The 17,006-nt window shown below is 64.5% G+C and carries 15 protein-coding genes; 4 read left to right on the forward strand and 11 right to left on the reverse strand.

The features are described from left to right. Positions 1-69: 69 nt before the first annotated feature. From ABW18_RS10705 to ABW18_RS10715, 3 genes are read left to right on the forward strand one after another with little or no spacing between them, the layout of a single operon-like run. Positions 70-549: an SRPBCC domain-containing protein gene (locus ABW18_RS10705; protein ID WP_049698929.1), complete on the forward strand. Its 480-nt coding sequence runs from the start codon at positions 70-72 to the stop codon at positions 547-549. After that, positions 546-977 carry an ArsR/SmtB family transcription factor gene (locus tag ABW18_RS22385; protein WP_083444365.1) on the forward strand — a complete coding sequence of 144 codons (432 nt, stop codon included), beginning with the start codon at positions 546-548 and terminating at the stop codon, positions 975-977. Before ABW18_RS10705 ends, ABW18_RS22385 begins: the two co-directional genes overlap by 4 nt. Continuing rightward, positions 977-1,423 (forward strand): SRPBCC family protein, encoded by a 447-nt coding sequence (locus tag ABW18_RS10715; RefSeq protein WP_049698931.1) that lies wholly within the window; start codon positions 977-979, stop codon positions 1,421-1,423. Before ABW18_RS22385 ends, ABW18_RS10715 begins: the two co-directional genes overlap by 1 nt. 12 nt (positions 1,424-1,435) lie before the next feature. On the opposite strand, the gene ABW18_RS10720 is transcribed toward ABW18_RS10715, so the two are convergent. From ABW18_RS10720 to ABW18_RS10760, 9 genes are all read right to left on the reverse strand, one after another. After that, positions 1,436-3,217, reverse strand: coding sequence for a sigma-54-dependent Fis family transcriptional regulator (locus tag ABW18_RS10720; RefSeq protein WP_049698932.1), 1,782 nt, complete (start codon positions 3,215-3,217; stop codon positions 1,436-1,438). A gap of 186 nt (positions 3,218-3,403) precedes the next feature. Next, positions 3,404-5,053 carry a chaperonin GroEL gene (gene groL, locus ABW18_RS10725; RefSeq protein ID WP_049698933.1) on the reverse strand — a complete coding sequence of 550 codons (1,650 nt, stop codon included), beginning with the start codon at positions 5,051-5,053 and terminating at the stop codon, positions 3,404-3,406. 158 nt (positions 5,054-5,211) lie between these two features. Then, entirely contained in the window at positions 5,212-6,237 is a 1,026-nt protein-coding gene (locus ABW18_RS10730) for an NAD(P)-dependent alcohol dehydrogenase (protein ID WP_049698934.1), read from the reverse strand. After that, positions 6,234-7,046 carry a metal-sulfur cluster assembly factor gene (locus ABW18_RS10735; RefSeq protein ID WP_049698935.1) on the reverse strand — a complete coding sequence of 271 codons (813 nt, stop codon included), beginning with the start codon at positions 7,044-7,046 and terminating at the stop codon, positions 6,234-6,236. Before ABW18_RS10735 ends, ABW18_RS10730 begins: the two co-directional genes overlap by 4 nt. Next, positions 7,043-8,104 (reverse strand): amidohydrolase family protein, encoded by a 1,062-nt coding sequence (locus tag ABW18_RS10740; RefSeq protein WP_049698936.1) that lies wholly within the window; start codon positions 8,102-8,104, stop codon positions 7,043-7,045. Before ABW18_RS10740 ends, ABW18_RS10735 begins: the two co-directional genes overlap by 4 nt. Positions 8,105-8,265: 161 nt before the next feature. Next, positions 8,266-8,604 carry a propane 2-monooxygenase effector subunit MimD gene (gene mimD, locus ABW18_RS10745; RefSeq protein ID WP_200903249.1) on the reverse strand — a complete coding sequence of 113 codons (339 nt, stop codon included), beginning with the start codon at positions 8,602-8,604 and terminating at the stop codon, positions 8,266-8,268. A gap of 5 nt (positions 8,605-8,609) precedes the next feature. Further along, positions 8,610-9,716 carry an aromatic/alkene monooxygenase hydroxylase subunit beta gene (locus tag ABW18_RS10750; protein WP_049698938.1) on the reverse strand — a complete coding sequence of 369 codons (1,107 nt, stop codon included), beginning with the start codon at positions 9,714-9,716 and terminating at the stop codon, positions 8,610-8,612. A gap of 47 nt (positions 9,717-9,763) precedes the next feature. Then, a complete protein-coding gene (locus tag ABW18_RS10755; protein WP_049698939.1) occupies positions 9,764-10,807 on the reverse strand; it encodes a 2Fe-2S iron-sulfur cluster-binding protein in 1,044 nt (347 codons plus the stop codon). Between the two features lie 185 nt (positions 10,808-10,992). Next, a complete protein-coding gene (locus ABW18_RS10760; RefSeq protein ID WP_049698940.1) occupies positions 10,993-12,630 on the reverse strand; it encodes an aromatic/alkene/methane monooxygenase hydroxylase/oxygenase subunit alpha in 1,638 nt (545 codons plus the stop codon). Positions 12,631-13,196: 566 nt separating this feature from the next. On the opposite strand from ABW18_RS10760, the gene ABW18_RS10765 reads away from it, so the two are divergent. Further along, a complete protein-coding gene (locus ABW18_RS10765; protein WP_049698941.1) occupies positions 13,197-14,267 on the forward strand; it encodes a hypothetical protein in 1,071 nt (356 codons plus the stop codon). Between the two features lie 100 nt (positions 14,268-14,367). Here ABW18_RS10765 and ABW18_RS10770 read toward each other — a convergent pair whose 3' ends face one another. Together ABW18_RS10770 and ABW18_RS10775 are read right to left on the reverse strand one after the other, a co-directional pair. Next, positions 14,368-15,558 carry a serine hydrolase domain-containing protein gene (locus ABW18_RS10770; RefSeq protein ID WP_049698942.1) on the reverse strand — a complete coding sequence of 397 codons (1,191 nt, stop codon included), beginning with the start codon at positions 15,556-15,558 and terminating at the stop codon, positions 14,368-14,370. Next, on the reverse strand, positions 15,555-16,745 hold the full coding sequence (locus ABW18_RS10775; protein WP_049698943.1) for an aminotransferase class I/II-fold pyridoxal phosphate-dependent enzyme: 1,191 nt from the start codon (positions 16,743-16,745) through the stop codon (positions 15,555-15,557). The genes ABW18_RS10770 and ABW18_RS10775 overlap by 4 nt, the downstream gene beginning before the upstream one ends. Positions 16,746-17,006 lie beyond the last annotated feature (261 nt).

The raw sequence follows: 17,006 nt of genomic DNA on the forward strand, positions 1-17,006 counted from the left end.
CAACTAATGGTTGCGTGTTGAGCCGGGGAGTTGTAGATTCATACGCAACCAAAGGTTGCAGGAGATGCTATGGACAAGCTGACCGACGCAGAGGTGGGGACCCTCGTGCGAGAGCTCTACATCGACGCCGAGCCCGACATCGTGTTCGACGTCGTGAGTTCGCCCGAGCATGTCGCACAGTGGTGGCCCGATGAGGCTCGATACCGACTCGAACCGGGGTCGCCCGGCGAGTTGGTGTTCCATACCGGCGATGGCGGCGAGATCGTGCAGCAGTTCACCGTCGTCGAGTCGAATCCGCCACGCACGTTCTCGTTCCGGTGGACTCACCAGCCCGGCGACGACCCGGTCGCGGGCAACTCGTTGCTTGTCACTTTCGCTCTCACCGCGTCGGGCAGTGGTACGACGCTGACGATGACCGAGACGGGATTCCGTGAAAGAGGTTGGGAGGAAGCAGAACTCGAACGGCAATTCCGTGAACACATCGACGGCTGGAACTTCTTCCTGCCTCGACTGGTGACCTACGTTGCCGGTGTGGAGGCCGCATCGTGACGCGTCTCGGATCAGTAGGCGACGTCGACGACGCACTGTGGTCGGCCATCGGAGATCCGACGCGCCGTCGCATCGTCGACCTTCTTCTCGCTGACGACGGGGGTACGGCGACGTCGTTGAGTGAGCAGCTTCCGGTCAGCCGTCAGGGAGTTGCCAAGCACCTCGGAGTCCTCGACCGAGTAGGGCTCGTGCAAGCGACGCCCACGGGACGTGAGCGACGCTACGACGTCGACAGGGCTCAGCTTGCCAAGGCAGCCGCACAGCTCGAATCCGTCGGGGCCGCGTGGGATGCCCGGCTCCACCGCATCAAGGGCATCGCGGAGGCGCTGCAGCAGGCCCGCAACCAGGGCAAACCAGAACACCAACCTCCAAAACAGAACGGTCCACAAGAGAACCGTCCAGAACATAACGATCAAGGGAGTAACTGATGAGCAGCATCCTGCACAGAATCGGCGTCGAGGGCGCCACCACCACAGACATCTACGACGCGTTGACCACCATCGACGGCTTGGCGGGCTGGTGGACAGAAGACGTAAGCGGTGACGGTGCGGCCGGTGGACGTCTCGAATTCCGCTTTCCGCCGGTCGGCGGATTCGACATGGAGGTACTTGAGACCGTCTCGGCGGAGTCGGTGCGATGGCGCGTGATCGAAGGCCCCGACGAGTGGGTTGGCACGACCATCACGTGGTCGCTTCGCCAGGAGGGCGACTACGCCATCGTGATGTTCAGTCACGACGGCTGGCGCGAGCAGGTGCCGTTCATGAATCACTGCAGCACCAAGTGGGCGGTGTTCCTGATGAGTCTCAAGGCGCTGATCGAGTCGGGCAAGGGCACACCCGCACCGCGCGACGTCGCGGTCAGCGACTGGCACTGAGTGCACCGTTGGTCAGGTGTTGATCCCGAACTCCCGGATCTTGCGATAGATCGTCGCCCGCGAGATGCCGAGGGCCGCGGCCGCCTCTGCCTTGCTGTGGTTGTTCTCCTCGAGGCTGCGTACGATCGCGTCGCGTTCGAGCGATTCGATCCTGGTCAGGGTGTGCCTGCTGGTCGAGCGGCAGCGCGGAGGTAGTTGAGCCGCTTCGATGGTGCCGGTGCGCTGATGAGTGACCACCTCGCGCAGGATCTGTCGTAGCTCGGTGACATTTCCGGGCCACGAGTATTTGCTGAGCTGGTTCATCGCGTTCGGTGCGACTGCCAACTCCCGTCCGCGGGTCAGTTGCTTGAGCAGCGTCGGCACCAGATCGTGGAGGTCTTCGATGCGATGCCGCAGCGGAGGGAGTTCGACGGTGTGCCCGAAGAAGGGCAGCAGCACCGACGCCGCGTTCCCGGCGTCTGGCAGCGTCGTCACCGCGAGCCAGCCTGCGTGCTCGCGACCCGGAAGCAGATCGGAGATCGCGTTCACGGTGTCGTCGTCGAGTTGGTCGAGGCCACGGATGATGACCCCGAAGCCGTCGGTGTCGAGTTCGGCTTCGAGGGCGTCGAACGTCTCCGGCGACTCGAAGTCGTCGGCGTTGAACACTCTCGTCGTGCCGGGCAGGAAACGCTCGGCCGCGGCCCGGAGTACGGCTGTGCGGCCCGAGCCCGATTCCCCAGAGACCGCGATCCAGCGTCCGGCGCGCACGTGCCCGGCAACGTTGTCGCAGCACTGACGCCACGACGAGCTTCGGCCGACGAGGCCGGGAAGGGCGGTGGCGGAGGTTCGAGTGACGCGTGCGTGTCGGGTCGGGCTGCCGTCGACGAGGTGAACTCGGAAGACCGCGATATCGGAGTCGCAGTGCTCGTCGACGGGTGACAGCCGTGCCACCCTCCCGCTGGGCAATGCACTGACCCGCGGGATCGCTGCGTCGAGGGAATGGGCGTCGACGGAATGGTCGACGGCCAACTCGAGGAGAGCGGTTTGGTCGGACGGATTCATGCTGTGGCGCAGCCTGCGATTCATCAACACGACGTCGCCGGACAGCCCGATCACCATCGCCTGCGGAGCCCGCCGACACGTCGCGAGATAGGCGTTGAGGAGTCGGGATTCGCGCTCGCTGGCCTGCGAGACCATGCGCTGCACGATCTGCGACGTCGCCGATTTCGCGAGCGAGAGCAACAGACTAGACGGATGCTCCTGCTCGGTCAGACACGTGAGGTCGAGCGCGCCGACGATGGCTCCGGAGATGGGGTTGAGGATGGGAACTCCCGCGCAGGAGAGTCGGCCGAGACAGCCCGCGTAATGTTCCGAGCCGCTCACCAGGGTCGGTTGCCGAGTCTCGAGGGCAGTGCCGATGCCGTTGGTGCCCGCGTGCTCTTCGCTGTAGCTGTACCCGGGAGCGAGACTGACGTCGTCGAGCATCCGTTGCAGGCCACGATTGGCGGTGGCACGTGAGAGTACGACGCCGTCGGGCGAGGTGAGGATGATGCTGATCGGTTCGGAGACGAGGTCGTTGGCGAGCTGATCGAGAACCGGCCGAGCCGCGGCGATCAGGGGTGTCTCGGGATTGGGTTCACGCACGAAGGGGAGTTCGAGTCGGTCGGCATCGACATTGAGCGCGCGCGAACGTCGCCACGACGTGAAGATCGCGTCGCGGACGTCGACATCGACATCGTCGTCGCTCAGAAATCGCTCGCGGGCGCGGGCGACGTGTCGTGATGTCGGAGCCTGGGCTGGTGGCTGGGATATCACGTGGTAGGTAACCCCTCTGTGATCTATATCTCACTTCCGAGTGTAGCCGACACATGGTCTGACGGACATGTGTTGACGGCCGGTCGTGTGCGCGTGTGTTCGGCGTTGGGAAGGGCCGGCCGCGATCAACGCCGTGAACGGTTAGTTCAGATCGCGACCGGCCCAGTTCGGGGGACTACCAACCGGTCAGTAGATGTTGGACGGGCGCACCATTCCTTCGGCGAGGTCGCCGAATCCGGGTGCGGGGATCGCGCCCGGATTGCCCATGACCTCCTCGACCACTGCGGTCTCTGTGGTGATCAGCAGTGCGGCGATGGATGCCGCGCTCTCCAGCGCGGCGCGGGTCACCTTGCACGGATCGATGACGCCCTCGTCGAACATGTCCGCGTACTCGCCGGTGAGCGCGTTGAAGCCGTGCCCGAGGGGCAGCCCCGTCACGACCGTCACCACTTCGTCGCCGTCGTAGCCCGCGTTGGTGGCGATCCAGCGCACCGGTTCGGCGAGTGACCGTCGAACGACGTCGATGCCGACGGCGTCGTCGCCGGTCGCCTCGAGCGGTTCGAGCGCGCGATGCGCCTGTGCCAACGCTGTACCGCCGCCGGAGACGATGCCCGCCTCGACCGCCGCGCGTGTCGCCGCCAACGCGTCTTCGACGCGAAGCATGCGTTCCTTGAGTTCGACGCTCGTCACGCCGCCGACCCTGATCACGGCCACGCGTCCGGTCAAACGCGCGATGCGGAGTTCGAGACCGTCGCGATCTGCATCGATTCGAGCTCGCTGCAGTTGCGCTTCCAGGTGCGACACGCGAGCGTCGACGGACGCCTGGTCGCCGTGCGCACCGACGATCGTCGTCTCGTTCTCGGTGACCGTCACCCGATCGCAGGTCCCGAGGTGCTCGATCGACACCTCCGACAACTCGATGCCGGTGTCCTTGGCGATGACGTGGCCGCCGAGTGCGACCGCGAGATCTTCGAGCTCGGCGATCCGTCGATGCCCGAAACCGGGAGCGCGTACAACGACCGATTGCATCGTCTTGTGCATGTTGCCACCGACGAGCAGCTGTAACGCCGGACCGTCGACATCCTCGGCGAGGACGAGCAGTGGCCGATCGGCTCGCTTGGCCACCTCGATCGCGGGCATGATCTCCTGCACCGACGTGATCTTCTTGTTGGTCAACAAGACAACGGGATTGTCGAGGACGGCTTCCATGCGTTCGGGATTGGTGACCATGTAGCCGGAGATGTAGCCGTGGTCGAATTCGATGCCGTCGACGATGTCGACCGCGAGGCCGAGAGTGTCGCTCTCCTCGGTCGTGATCACTCCGGTCTTGCCGACATGCTCGACGGCAGATGCGATCACGTCGCCGATCACCTCATCGTCGCTTGCGGCCAGAGATGCGATCCGTTCCAGGTCGCTGCGGCCGCCGATCTGGACGGCCTGGTCGTTCAACGACCCGACGACCGCGGTCACCGCGCGCTCGATACCGCGCCGCACCCGCATCGGATTGGCACCCTGCTCGACGGCGCGCAGTCCCTCACGAACCATGGCCTGCGCCAGCACGGTGGCCGTCGTGGTGCCATCACCCACGACGCCGTTGGTCTTCATTGCGACTTCCTTGACCAACTGAGCACCCATGTTGGCGAACGGATCCCGCAGCTGGATCTCGCGTGCGATCGTGACTCCGTCATTGGTGATCGTCGGCGGTCCGGTCAGTTTCTCCAGCACCGCATTGCGTCCTTTCGGACCCAATGTCACCTTGACCGCGTCGGCGAGGGCGTTGACGCCCCGCTCCAGCCGCAGTCGCGCTTCGGCGTTGTAGCGCAACTCCTTGGCCATGTTGGCACCTCTTTCGATTGGGTTGTGGGGGTTGGGGTTTCCTGGTTGGGCTGTGTCCCGCTGGTTGAGCTGTCCCCGCTGGTTGAGCTTGTCGAAACCACGATCAGCGGGTGGGGTGATCTCGACAAGCTCGATCAGCGGCTCGGGCTGTCGAAACCTCAGGGGACGAGGATCGCGCGGCCGCGCACCCGGCCGGCGTCGAGGTCGTCGAGCGCCTGCTGGTATTCGGTCAATGGGTAAGTGACGGTGTGTAGCTTCACCTTTCCCGCCGCCGCCAGCGTCATGAGCTCGGTCAGATCGTTGTACGAGCCGACGAGGTTTCCGATGAAGTTGATCTCGGTCGAGATCACGTCGATGGTCGGGATGTTGATGTTCTCCCCATAGCCGACGACGAAATAGTTGCCCGCCTGGCGCAGCATCGCGATGCCCTCCGACGTCGCGCCGCCCTCGCCGACGAAGTCGAGGACGGCTTCGGCGCCCTTGCCATCGGTCAGTGCGAGCACCTTCTCGACCTGCGTGCCGTCGGCGACGATGCCCTCGTGCGCGCCGACTTCGACGGCCAGTGCCACCGCATCGGGATTGCGGTCGACCACCACGATGCGGACCCCGGAGATCGCGGCAAGAACCTGAATCCCTATGTGTCCCAATCCGCCTGCGCCGATCACGACGCAGGTGTCACCCGGCCGCGTCATCCGTGCGACCTTGGCGGCCGCGTGATAAGCCGTCAAACCGGCATCCGCGAGAGCCGCGATATCGGCGGGCTCGAGCGAATCGTCGATCTTCACGACGCTGCGCGCAGTTGTCTTCAGGTAGTCGGCGTACCCGCCATCGGTGTCGATGCCGGGAAATTTGTTGTTCTCGCAGTGCACGTCGTCGCCTGCGCGGCAGGCGCGACACAGGCCGCAGGTGATCAGCGGGTGCAGGATCACCTTGTCGCCCACCGACACATTGGTGACGGCATCGCCGATCGCCTCGACCCATCCGGCGTTCTCGTGCCCGATCGTGTACGGCAGGTCGACGCCGCTCTTCTCGGCCCACTGCCCTTCGAGGATGTGCAGGTCGGTGCGGCACACTCCTGCGCCACCGATCCGGACGATCACGTCGAGTGGACCCGTCACCACAGGATCAGGCACCTCGGTGAGTTGCAGCTTGTCGTGGTAGCCGACAACCTGTACGGCTCTCATGATGACCTCCCGGTGATGGTTGCTGTTCGTGATGCGTCGAACATGTGGTGGCGCAGGTCGGTGATGACCGGCCCGCTGGTTCCGTCGCACTCGTCGTCGTCGGCGTAGCGGGTTGCGAGCAGTCCGCGGCAGAAATGTGCGTTGCCCTCCATGGAAATTCGCACCGATCGTGCGAATCGCATACGCATCGGAATCTCGTCGGCGCTCAGGGTTCGCCCCTCCTCGTCGACGACGACCCGACAGTTGGGGCAGACACCGAGCCCGATCTGTACTCGTCTGCGCAAGAGTGCGTATTTCTCCGGTCCGTCGGGGACGTCGCGCAGCAGCAGGTGCGTGCAGCCCTCGACGTCGACGACGCCCGATGAGATCAGCGGTGTCACGGCACGTTCCATGGCGGCGGTGTGCGCCTTGCGGAAGAAGGTGAGTCGGAGTTCCTCGAGATCCTGCTCCGCCTCGACACCGAAGGTGCCCTTGTAACCCGCGTGAGCGGCCAGACCCGCGTTGATCTTGTCCGAGTCGTGGTGATCGTCGAGCATCACGCGGACCCGTCCGATGTCGTCGATCGCTTCAAGTGCATCGAGTGCGTCAGATGCCATGAGGTAGGCGAAGTTCGGCGAACAGAACGACGTGGGTAGGCGCAGATGCACGGTGACACCCTCGTCGTCGAGGCTGATCGAGCGCACGAACCCCAGTTCGGTGATGGGCAGATCCAACTCGGGATCGGCAACCGTGTCGAGAGCTTCGATGACGATGTCCGACAACGGCATGCCCGATGCCTGCGCCTGCCCGCGATGTGCGAGCGCGGTCATGCGGTTACCGCCTCCGCGGCCGGCGTGTCCTGGGCGCCAGCGGCGACGTCGACGCCGGGATCGGCTGCATCGGTGGGGATTCGCAGTTCCTCGGGAACCGAGATGTGGGGATACAGCGCCGCCGCGTTGAGTCCGAGGATCTTCTTCTTCTGCTCGACGGTGATCGGTGCGTACTCCGTCATGTCCTCGGGAATCTGGAAGTCGACGAAGCGCTCGACGAGCCACTGCGGTGTCCAGAGCGCGTAGTCGCTGGAGAACAGGATCTTGTCCTCACCGATCCAGTAGAGGAGTTCGCCGATGATCTGCGCGAAGTACCTCGGCCGCGTGTGGATGAACGGAATGGCAACGGCGAGACCGCCGTACACGTTGGATTCCTGCGTGGCGATCCAGCAGAAGTCCTCGAGGCGAGGAAGACCGACGTGCTCGATGATGAAGTTCAGATCGAGGTAGTCGGTGGCAACCTTGTCGACATCCGCGACGTCGAAGGCGTCTCGGTCGAGCGGCCGGATCGTCGGGCCCTTGTGTACGTGGACGTTCTTGATGCCCAGTTTCAGGCACTCCTCCAGATAGCGCCGCGACCACGGGTCGTCGAGCTTGTATCCGCGTGAATCACCATGCCACTCAGCGGTATACAGCTTGACGCCCTTGAGGTCCATCGCCTCGGCATCGCGTCGGAGCTGGACCAGACCGTCCTCGCCGTCGCGCGGGTCGTAGGCGTGGTTGTAGGTGAGCTTGTCGGGGTTGTCCTGCGCAAGCTTGAGCGAATCGTCGACCTGAGCGAAGCCGTTGACGTAGAAGTCCTTGAGGATCGTGGCCTGGAAGATCGCGTGATCGGCGGGCCCGTCGACGAAGAGGTCCTGCATCAGGCGGTCGGGGCCGTAGTAGCAGTAGGTGTCGTAATCCCACACCTGCTCTTCGGGACTCAGGTTGCGGTGATAGTCGTAGAAGCAGTCGATGAACTGTTTGCCGTGAATGTTGCGCTGGTTGGATTCGCGGCCGTCCCACAGGTGGACGTGGGCGTCGACGATGAAGTACTTCTCGCCATTCTTCTCGTACATCTTCTCACTCGCTCTCTGAGATCTGGGCTGTCGTGATGATCTGGCTGTCGTAAAGATTGGGGCTGTCAGGTGTAGCGGAAACTACGGTGCGGCAACGTGAGTCGCCGCTATGGATCCGCCGCAGGCGCCGGATGGACGGGCTCGGCGCCTGCGGCGAAGCGTTACGACGACGCGGTGAGGTCGAATCCGATGAACTCGGCGGCGTCCTCCGGGCTGGCGAACAGGATGGTCTTGTCGTCGAGGTGCACCATCCGTCCGTAGTGCGTGGAGCTGATCTCCTCGAAGATCGACCCGTCGAAGTCCTGGCCGAGGGCATCGGTCAGTTCGTCGTAGTCGAAGATGAGGCGGTTGACGCCGTCGACACGGATCATCGACGGATACTCGGTGAGTTCGACGTCGTCCTTGGCTCCCATGACGTCGGCCACGATGCGACCGATCGGCGTGTTCATGAGCGTGACACCGCACATGTTGGAGAACTCGGTATCGGCTCCGAATTGCATGGTGCTCACTTGTTCAGCTCCTCTGGGATATCGACGTCCATGGCGGTCAGAACGTCGGCGAACTTGGTCTTCGCGTGTTCGAGACTGGATGAGAAGGTGACCGACTTGTCGGCCGGCTGCGACCAGATCGGCTGCAGGGCGCGGGCGGCGTCGAGGCTGCGCGGCACCCATTCAGACATCCACCGCGAGAAGAGCTTTCGATTGTCGATGCCGTACTTCTCGTCGCGCGAGAGCATCTGGAACAGCGCGCGCGAGTAGTTGAGGTCCCGGTCGTAGTCGTACTCTCCGGTACCGACGATCGTGGGGGTGATGTAGTCGCCGTTGCGGGCGGCAACCTGCATGACGAGCTCCGACCGGAACAGCGAGCCAACCAGTTGCTCGAAGACGATGTTGGAGCAGAACAGCAGCTCGGCCCAATCACCGATCGCCGTCAGCCGCTCCACCGCCTCGCGAGTGGGCTGCCACTCGGGGGCCGATTGCCAGACCTCCTTGTGCGCCGAGCCGTCGAACGCTTCCTCGGCTTCGGAAAGGTCGAGGTTGAACAGGGCAAGGTCCTGCGCGAAGCGCAGCTTGTGCGCGGCGTTGACGCAGACCGCGTTGTTGATCATGTTCGTCGGTGCCGACCGCTGAATCGAGGTGAACACATGCAGACCCATGCCGCTCTCGGCGTGCATCCAGGCGCCGAGGTTGCGCTCGATGAACTTGAGCCACGCCGAATTCCACCCGTCGTATGCCCGTGCGCGCTTGGCGTTCTGCAGGCACAGATCGACCTGGTGGACGACCGCGGAGTTGTTGCGGTAGATCGACTGTTCCCATTCCTCGTTGGGATCGAGGAATTGATGCCAGTTGTCCGATTGCGCGGCGGTCCACTCCTTCGGATACCCGCCCGGGCCGTCGCCGAAGCCGTAGATCCATCCCTGGGTGAGGTGACGCTCGGGGTCGGGCTGGACGTCGACGGTGACGTCCTCATAGATCGTGGCCCGCTTCTTGGAGGGCTGATAGTAGTTGTACTTTCGGCTGCGGCTGCTCGGGAATTCCCTTGCGCCGGCCTCGGCGTCGGTGAATTCGATGGAGGGGAAACTGCGTTCCCTCGGTTGAGCTGGTGCGGACATACCTTTCGTTCCTGTCGTTCAGGCTGATTCGACCGCGATGGTCGTGATCAGGAGTCGAATGCCGGGCTGGTGAACTTGTCGTAGAAGATCTGGTCGCGCGGAACCGAATGCTGCTCGGCCAGCGCGAGAGCTGCATCGACCATGGGTGGGGGACCGCAGAAATACACCTCCGTTCGTGCGAGGTCCGCTTCGTTGTCGTTGACGATGTCGGTGACGTTCCCGCCGATGACGGTGACGCCGTCAGGTGCGTCGTCGGTGCTCTCCGACAGGCACGCGGTGAACGAGAAATCCTCGATTTTCTCACCGAGAGTGGCGATTTCGTCGAGAAGGAAGAGATCCGACGCGGTGCGTGCGCCGTAGTAGAACCGGACCGGCCGGTGCAGCCCTGTCTCACTGATGTGTCGCAGCAGTGAGAGCAGCGGCGCCATCCCGGCGCCCCCGCCGATCGCGACGATCGGGAGGACGTGCCCGTTGCGCAGCGTGCACGACCCGTACGGGCCGTTCACCTTGATCTCTTGCCCCTCCGACAGGCCATCGGTGAGCATGCCGGCGAACAGACCACCGGGATACTTCTTGATCAAGAACTCGAGCCGATCCGGAGTCGCCGGGGTGGTGGCGATGGAGAACGACCGCTTCTCATCGGTGCCCGGGATGAACAGGTCGAAATACTGACCCGACTTGAATTCGACGGTTTCCGGCTCGACGACGTCGAGTTTCAGCGACACGATGTCGCGGGTCATCGGCTCGATGGCGGCGACCTTCGTGGTGACGTCCTGGATGGGCGCACCGCCGAGGAGTTCGTCCTCGTCGAAGTTGAGGAGCTCGATCTCGCAGTCGCTGTATGCGTATGTGCGACAGAGAAGTACGTACCCTTCGGCTTCTTCCGCGTCGTTGCAGGCGAAGGTGGAGTAGTCGTCCATTTGGACGTCGCCGTCGAGCATGTACGACTTGCAGGCCGAACAACGGCCTTCTCGGCAGCCGTGCATGAGGTGGATTCCCTGCCGGAATGCGGCGTCGAGGATGGTCTCGTCCTCGGCGACCTCCATCTCGATATCGACGGGTTCGAAGCTGATGTGATGCGTGTCGGCCATGAAGTCTCCTGGGCTTTATGGGGATGTCCGCGCTGGTCGGGGCCGCGAGCGAAGCCGGGGGCGTATCGAGACCACGCTTGCGGAGGTGGTCTCGATACGCCCTTACCCCGGGGCTCGGGGTCACTCGCCGAGCCGGGCGAAGCTCGGGCTTGCTCGACCGGCGCGGCGAGTGCGTCCGTCGCGGATCAGACCGTGACGGCCCCGTTCTTGTTGGCCATGTAGGCGGCGATATGAGCTTCGCGTTCCTCGTCGCTCATTTCGTTCAGCGCAACATTCGGGCTGCCGAACGGAATGCCGCGCACATCGTCGAGCGTCCACATCTTCTTGGGATCGAGATCGAGATGCGGTTGCGGGATGAGCGTCTTGCCGTCGTCGCGGACGTAGCCGAGATCCTTGATGATGTCGGCGAGATCCTTGCCGTGGTGCAGCGTCTCCCATTCACGGAAACCGGTGAGGCGCCCCATGTTCGGGGTCGGGCGACCTTCGTACTCGGGACGGAATGCCACCTTGTCGGTCCATGCACAGGTCTCCGAGCAGTAGGTGCGCCACTGGCCGTCGACCTTGTCGGTCACCATGTCCTCGCGAATCAGGCACGGCACCATGCACGTCCAGCACCGGTGTGGGTACTCGTAGTCGACGTCCTCGAAGGCGATCGGCTTGTTCTTGCCGGGGTAGGCGAGGCGGTTGTAGTTCTCCCACCACTTGCCGAACTTGTTGTACCAACCGGGATACTTCTCCTCGAACCATTCGAAGTCGGTGTCGGTCATGGCGTCGATGCGCCAGTAGTTGACCGGCCAGCCGGTGGCGAAGAAGCGGGCGACCTCGTGCACGTAGTGCTTGTCGACGATGCGGTTCCACGCCTCCTCGACCAGGTCGTGCGGAATCGTCAGACCGTACTTCTCCAGTGGCAGAAGGTAACTGCGGTAGTAGTCGTCGTAGATCCAGCGGCGCCACATCTCGGCGTAGGACTCGCGGTCCTTGCGGCGGTCCTTGGTCCCGTACTCGATGAAGGTGCCGATCGCGGCGTCGACGACGCAGTGGTTGTTCCACCACGCGTAGCGCAGATCCCGTTCCAGCAGTGGACGATTGCGTTCGTCGGCCAGGGCCATCAACAGAATCGAGTAACCGTTGGAGATGTGGCGCGACTCGTCGGACTGCACCGAGTGGAACACCGTCGGCAACAGATAGTCGCCGTTGGCGGCCGCCTCGTCGGGCATGGCCACGAACAGGGTGTTGGTGAACGCGGTCTCGGCGACGACCGTCAGATAGATGTTTGCCGCGGTGATCGCGTCACCGGTGATGAAGCCCTCGCCGAACTGCCTGCCGATGGTGCCCGCGTAGTTGTTCGCGAATGCCTTCTCGGTGATGTCGAAGCCGGCCGGATCGATGTAGTTGTTCATGTACAGCTTCTTGAGGTTCATCTGGATCGTCGAATGACGAACCTCGTCGATCATCTGCACCGCGAGCCCGTTGTGGATCTCCGGGTTCGGGACGGCGTCGATTGCCATCGGCATCGCGCGTGCGGCAGAGATCTCAGGGAAGGGGATGATCGACAAGAACAGCTTCTGCCATTCGAGCCAACGTTCCTGGACCTGCCGGAACATGTTGCCGCGGATGGCGCCGTCCATGGCACCGTAGACGCGGTTGTCCTTCTCCTCCTCCATCGGGAAGTACGACCGCATGATCTGCTTGAGCGGATCCTTTTTGGGGGCCTTCTCGAACGTGTAATCGGTACCGAACCGAGTGGCGGGGGTGGCGAAGGTGGGCTCCCACGACAACTCGGTGATCTTCGCATGGGCTTTGGTCAAGCTCTGCCTGCTCAATGTGCGCCTCCTCGTATGGGCCGGCGCTGTGCCGACCTGGCTGGACTGGAGCGCTTTCGATACAACCGCGTGAGGTGCATCACAGCCGTCTCACTGTGAGACGCGGCACATATTCACGATCGCGCAGCGGGCATGCGATGGGGGTGGGGTGGCTGCTGGCGGGCGTGGGGCGTGGCTCGGGTGTGGGCGGCGCGTCGTCGTCGAGCCGGGTTGTAAATGTGTGTCGTGTCGAAGGATGTGGGTGCTGCAGCGCCCACATCTTTACGTTCGACACACATCTAGCGCGGCGCGGGGTGGATGTGGGCGGAATTGGAACCGGGCGGTCTCGGCAGGTCGCGGGGCGTGGGCCGCTGCGGGCAGCGGGGCGGGCGCTCGGGGCGCGGGCGGCGGGTGCGCGGCCCGGGTGCGGGCGGTGCGTCGTCGAGCCGGGTTGAGGATGTGTGTCGTATCGAAGGATGTGGGTGCTGCAGCGCCCACATCTTTATGTTCGACACACATCTAGCGCGGCGCGGGGTGGATGTGGGCGGAATTGGAACCGGGCGGGCTCGGGGTGCGTCGGATATGTCATGCACTCACCCTCCGCCGCGCGCAACTCCACTGCCCGTCATCCGGCTGCTTGTTATCCAGCGGACCGGTTCGGGCTCATTCATCGGAACGCGGTGCTGGCCGCCGGGTACACCGACAACGACCTGCGGGCGTCGCTGCGTCGACGGGAGATCGAGCGTGTCCACCGCGGGGTGTTCGTCGTCTGCGGCGATCGGACGCGGCTCGAACACCACCGTCTCGTCGCGCTCGCGTCCGTGCAAGCCGCGAAGGGTGAGGGCGCGGGGGATCGCGGCTCGGGTGAGTCGGAGGCCGCCGAGTCGGGCGCATCGGAATCGGAAGCGGGGGTGGAAGAGGCAGCTGAACCTCGCGCAGCGCTGAGTCACCAGAGTGCCGCGGCGGTGCATGGTCTCGAGATGCTCTCGCCGACGCTGACGCGCGTCCATTCGACGACGGTGGGTGGTGCGGGATTTCGAACCGCGACCCATCACCGCCATGTCGCGACGCTGTCTGACGACGAGCTCGTCGAGGTTGACGGCGTGCTGGTCACTTCGATCGAACGAACGGCTGTCGACATCGCCTGCGGGGCAGCGACGTTCGCTCAAGCGCTCGCGGTTGTTGATTCGGCTCTGCGGCTCGGTGCCGATCGGGAGCTCATGACGAAGATGCTCACCGGCAAGCGTCGCGGAGTGGGCCTTGCGCGCCGAGCGTTGCACCACGCTGATGGGCGGTCGGAGAATCCGGGCGAGTCGTGGAGTAGGGCGCAGATGATCGAGGCGGGTTTGCCCGCCGCGCGGCTGCAGCACACGTTCCGCGACGTCGACGGCGAGCACGTGGCGCGTACTGATTTCGACTGGGGCGGGCGCCTCGTCGGAGAGTTCGACGGCAAGGTGAAGTACGGGAAGCTGCCCAAACCGGGAGAGGACGCGACCGAGGTTGTGCTGCGCGAGAAGCGTCGGGAAGACGAGCTGCGCGCGATGGGCGTCATGGTCGTGCGCTGGACCTGGGACGATCTCCGGGGTGGGAGGGTCGCGGCACTGATCCGACGCTGGCTCGTGAAGTTGGCGCTGATCGTCGAACCTGCCAGCGCATGAATGTGTGTCTTATCGCAGGATGTGGGCGCTGCAGCACCCGCATCCTTCGATACGACACACATTTACGACGCCCCGCAGCGGTTCGATGCCCCAGGCGCGATCAGGGCAGGGAGTCGTACACCGCCTGCTCGAACTGCTGCGACGCGGCGACGGCGGCAGGGTCGAAGAACGGTAGGAGCTGGGTGGCCCAGAGTCCGCCGATGCCCCTTCGGGCATCGACCCAGAAGTAGAGGTTGGCCCGCCCGGCCCAGCCCATCGAGCCCGCGCTGCGTCCGGTCGGGGCCTGCGAATTGTTCGTCATCGCGACGAGATTCCACCCTTTGCCGACGCCGGGAAAGAAGTCGACATCGTTGGTTTTGCGAGGGTTGACGCCCGGGAGTGGTGTGATCTCGAGTGCTCCGAGCTGGTTGCGCATTGCGTCGCCGACGGTCTCCGGGCGCAGTAGTTGTTGCCCTGAGTCGGATCGGCCGCCGCGCAACCAGAATCGGATGAATTTGAGGAAGTCTCCGGCGGTGGAGTACAGGCCCTGGCCGCCCATGTCGAGTTCGGGTTCGTCGGGCGAGGTCGGCGAGCGCAAGGCCTTGAGGTGGCCGTCCGCGGTGCGCACGTGCAGGTTCGCGCTTCGCTCGAGCATCTGCGGTCCGCGACGAAAAGTGGTGTCGCGCATGCCTAATGGTGTGAGTAGGCGTTCGGTCATGACGTCGCCGAGTCGGCGTCCGGTGGCGCCTTCGATGACCCTGCCCACCCAATCGAGGTTCGTCCCGTATTCCCACCGGGTTCCGGGATCGAACATCAGCGGTGCCTGCAGCGATGCCTGCGTCGCCGTCGCGACGTCGGGCAGGCCGAGGCCCGCGACTGCCCGCGCGCAGTCGGCGTCGAAGAAGTCGTAGGCGAATCCCGCTGTGTGAGTGAGCAATTGGCGGGTGGTCACAGGAGTACGTGGCGCGCGCACCACCGGTGTGTCTCCGTCGAACCCGGTGAGGGCGCCGATTTCGGAGAGGTCGGGTGCGTACTCCGACGCGGGGGCGTCGAGGTCGAGGAGGGCGTCGTCGACGAGTTGCAGTGCCAGCGTTGCGGTCAGTGGTTTGGTCATGGAGAACAGGGCGAGAACGGCGTCCGTGGCCAGTGCCTCGTCGCGGCCCGCGGCCCGTGGACCTGCTGCTTTGAGGTAGATCGTGTCTTCGGCGGTGGTGACACCTGAGACGATGCCGGGTAGCGCGCCGTCCGCGGGCGCGGCGTCGATGATGTGGTCGAGTGCGGCGGTGTCGAGGTCTGCGGCGTCGACCTTCATCGCGCCAGACTTTCGACGAATGAGGCGAGGCGTCGGAGACCTTCTGTGAGATCGGCTGTCGACGCCGCGTACGACAGTCGGACGTGATCATCGGCCGTTTCGACGCCGAAATCCTTTCCGGGAGTGAGTGCTACGTGTGCTTCGGTGAGCGCGCGCTCGCAGAACTCCCACGAGCCAAGCCCGGTGTCGGAGACGTCGATGTACACGTAGAACGCGCCGTCGGGGAAGACCGGCACGCGCAAGCCCATCGCAGTGAGTGCGTCAAGCACGAGTTGTCGTCGAGCGACGAATTCGCGGCGTCGATCTTCGCATACCGCAAGGGATTCCGGAGTGAAGCAGCTCAGCGCCGCGAGTTGGGCGGGAGTGGGTGGACACACGTAGAAGTTCTGCGCGAGGCGCTCGACGACGTCGACCATGTCGGGTGGCAGGATGCACCAGCCGAGCCGCCACCCCGTCATGCCGAAGTACTTCGAAAAGCTGTTCACCACAACAACATCGGGGCCGACGGATGGGTCGGCGAGGACGCTGCGGGGCGGCCGGCCGTCGGGGCCGGGATCGGAGAGTCCGAGGTAGATCTCGTCGACGATGCTCCACCCGCCGCGCTCGGCGACGCGATGGCACAGTTCGACGAGGTCGTCGTAGGGGAGCGACGTGCCGGTCGGGTTCGACGGCGACGCCACGATCACCCCGCGCGTGCTCTCCGACCAGGCGGCGTCGACGAGGTCGGGAGTGAGCTGGAATCGATCGGAGATGCCGGTCGGCACCAGGCTGACCTGCGCACCGAATGCCTGCGCGAACTGTCGGTTACACGGATACGACGGATCGCCGATCAACACACCGTCGCCGGGATCGATCAGCGCCGCGCATGCGAGAAGCAACGCAGCCGACGCACCCGAGGTGACCGCGACCTGCTCCGCTGTCACGCCGTCGGCGCGGAAGTGGTGGCGATAGAAGTCGGCGATCGCCTCGCGTAGTTCGGGGAGGCCTAGTGCTCCCGTGTACGTCAGCGGACGGCCGTCGGAGACCTCGCGAGCCGCGGCGAGAAATGCTGGCGGAGCGCCGAAATCGGGTTCGCCGATATTCAACCGGATCACCGGGCTGCCCTGCGCCTCGACGGCGGCCGCTCTGCCCGCGAAGTCCATCGCGTAGAACGGTGCGACCTCTTGGGCGCGCTGCGAGATCTTCATTCGTCTCATTGTGCGCGACGGCGCGCGCGGGATGTTTCGGGGTGGGGGAGTGATCTCGACTCGGGTGCTCGCTGCGCTCGCGCCCGCTCGATCAGCGGAAGGGGGCTCGGTTGGCGGGTGGGTGATCTCGACAAGCTCGATCAGCGAGTAGGGGCTCGATCAGCGAGGAGGGACTCGGTCGGCGGGTGGATCTCGACAAGCTCGATCAGCGGGTGGGGCTCGGTCGGTGAATACGACGCTCCCGCTCGGCTGGTGGGCCGA

Origin of the sequence: Gordonia jacobaea, from assembly GCF_001186365.1 — a bacterium.
GTDB lineage: Bacteria > Actinomycetota > Actinomycetes > Mycobacteriales > Mycobacteriaceae > Gordonia > Gordonia jacobaea.

Excerpts from the sequence above, each read along its gene's own strand:
- ABW18_RS10735 (WP_049698935.1), bottom strand. The coding sequence starts at position 7,046 with ATGACCGCGCTCGCACATCGCGGGCAGGCGCAGGCATCGGGCATGCCG.
- ABW18_RS10750 (WP_049698938.1), bottom strand. The coding sequence starts at position 9,716 with ATGTCCGCACCAGCTCAACCGAGGGAACGCAGTTTCCCCTCCATCGAA.
- ABW18_RS10775 (WP_049698943.1), bottom strand. The coding sequence starts at position 16,745 with ATGAAGATCTCGCAGCGCGCCCAAGAGGTCGCACCGTTCTACGCGATG.
- mimD (WP_200903249.1), bottom strand. The coding sequence starts at position 8,604 with ATGCAATTCGGAGCCGATACCGAGTTCTCCAACATGTGCGGTGTCACG.
- ABW18_RS10755 (WP_049698939.1), bottom strand. The coding sequence starts at position 10,807 with ATGGCCGACACGCATCACATCAGCTTCGAACCCGTCGATATCGAGATG.
- ABW18_RS10705 (WP_049698929.1), top strand. The coding sequence starts at position 70 with ATGGACAAGCTGACCGACGCAGAGGTGGGGACCCTCGTGCGAGAGCTC.
- groL (WP_049698933.1), bottom strand. The coding sequence starts at position 5,053 with ATGGCCAAGGAGTTGCGCTACAACGCCGAAGCGCGACTGCGGCTGGAG.
- ABW18_RS10715 (WP_049698931.1), top strand. The coding sequence starts at position 977 with ATGAGCAGCATCCTGCACAGAATCGGCGTCGAGGGCGCCACCACCACA.
- ABW18_RS10730 (WP_049698934.1), bottom strand. The coding sequence starts at position 6,237 with ATGAGAGCCGTACAGGTTGTCGGCTACCACGACAAGCTGCAACTCACC.
- ABW18_RS10770 (WP_049698942.1), bottom strand. The coding sequence starts at position 15,558 with ATGAAGGTCGACGCCGCAGACCTCGACACCGCCGCACTCGACCACATC.
- ABW18_RS10765 (WP_049698941.1), top strand. The coding sequence starts at position 13,197 with ATGCACTCACCCTCCGCCGCGCGCAACTCCACTGCCCGTCATCCGGCT.
- ABW18_RS10740 (WP_049698936.1), bottom strand. The coding sequence starts at position 8,104 with ATGTACGAGAAGAATGGCGAGAAGTACTTCATCGTCGACGCCCACGTC.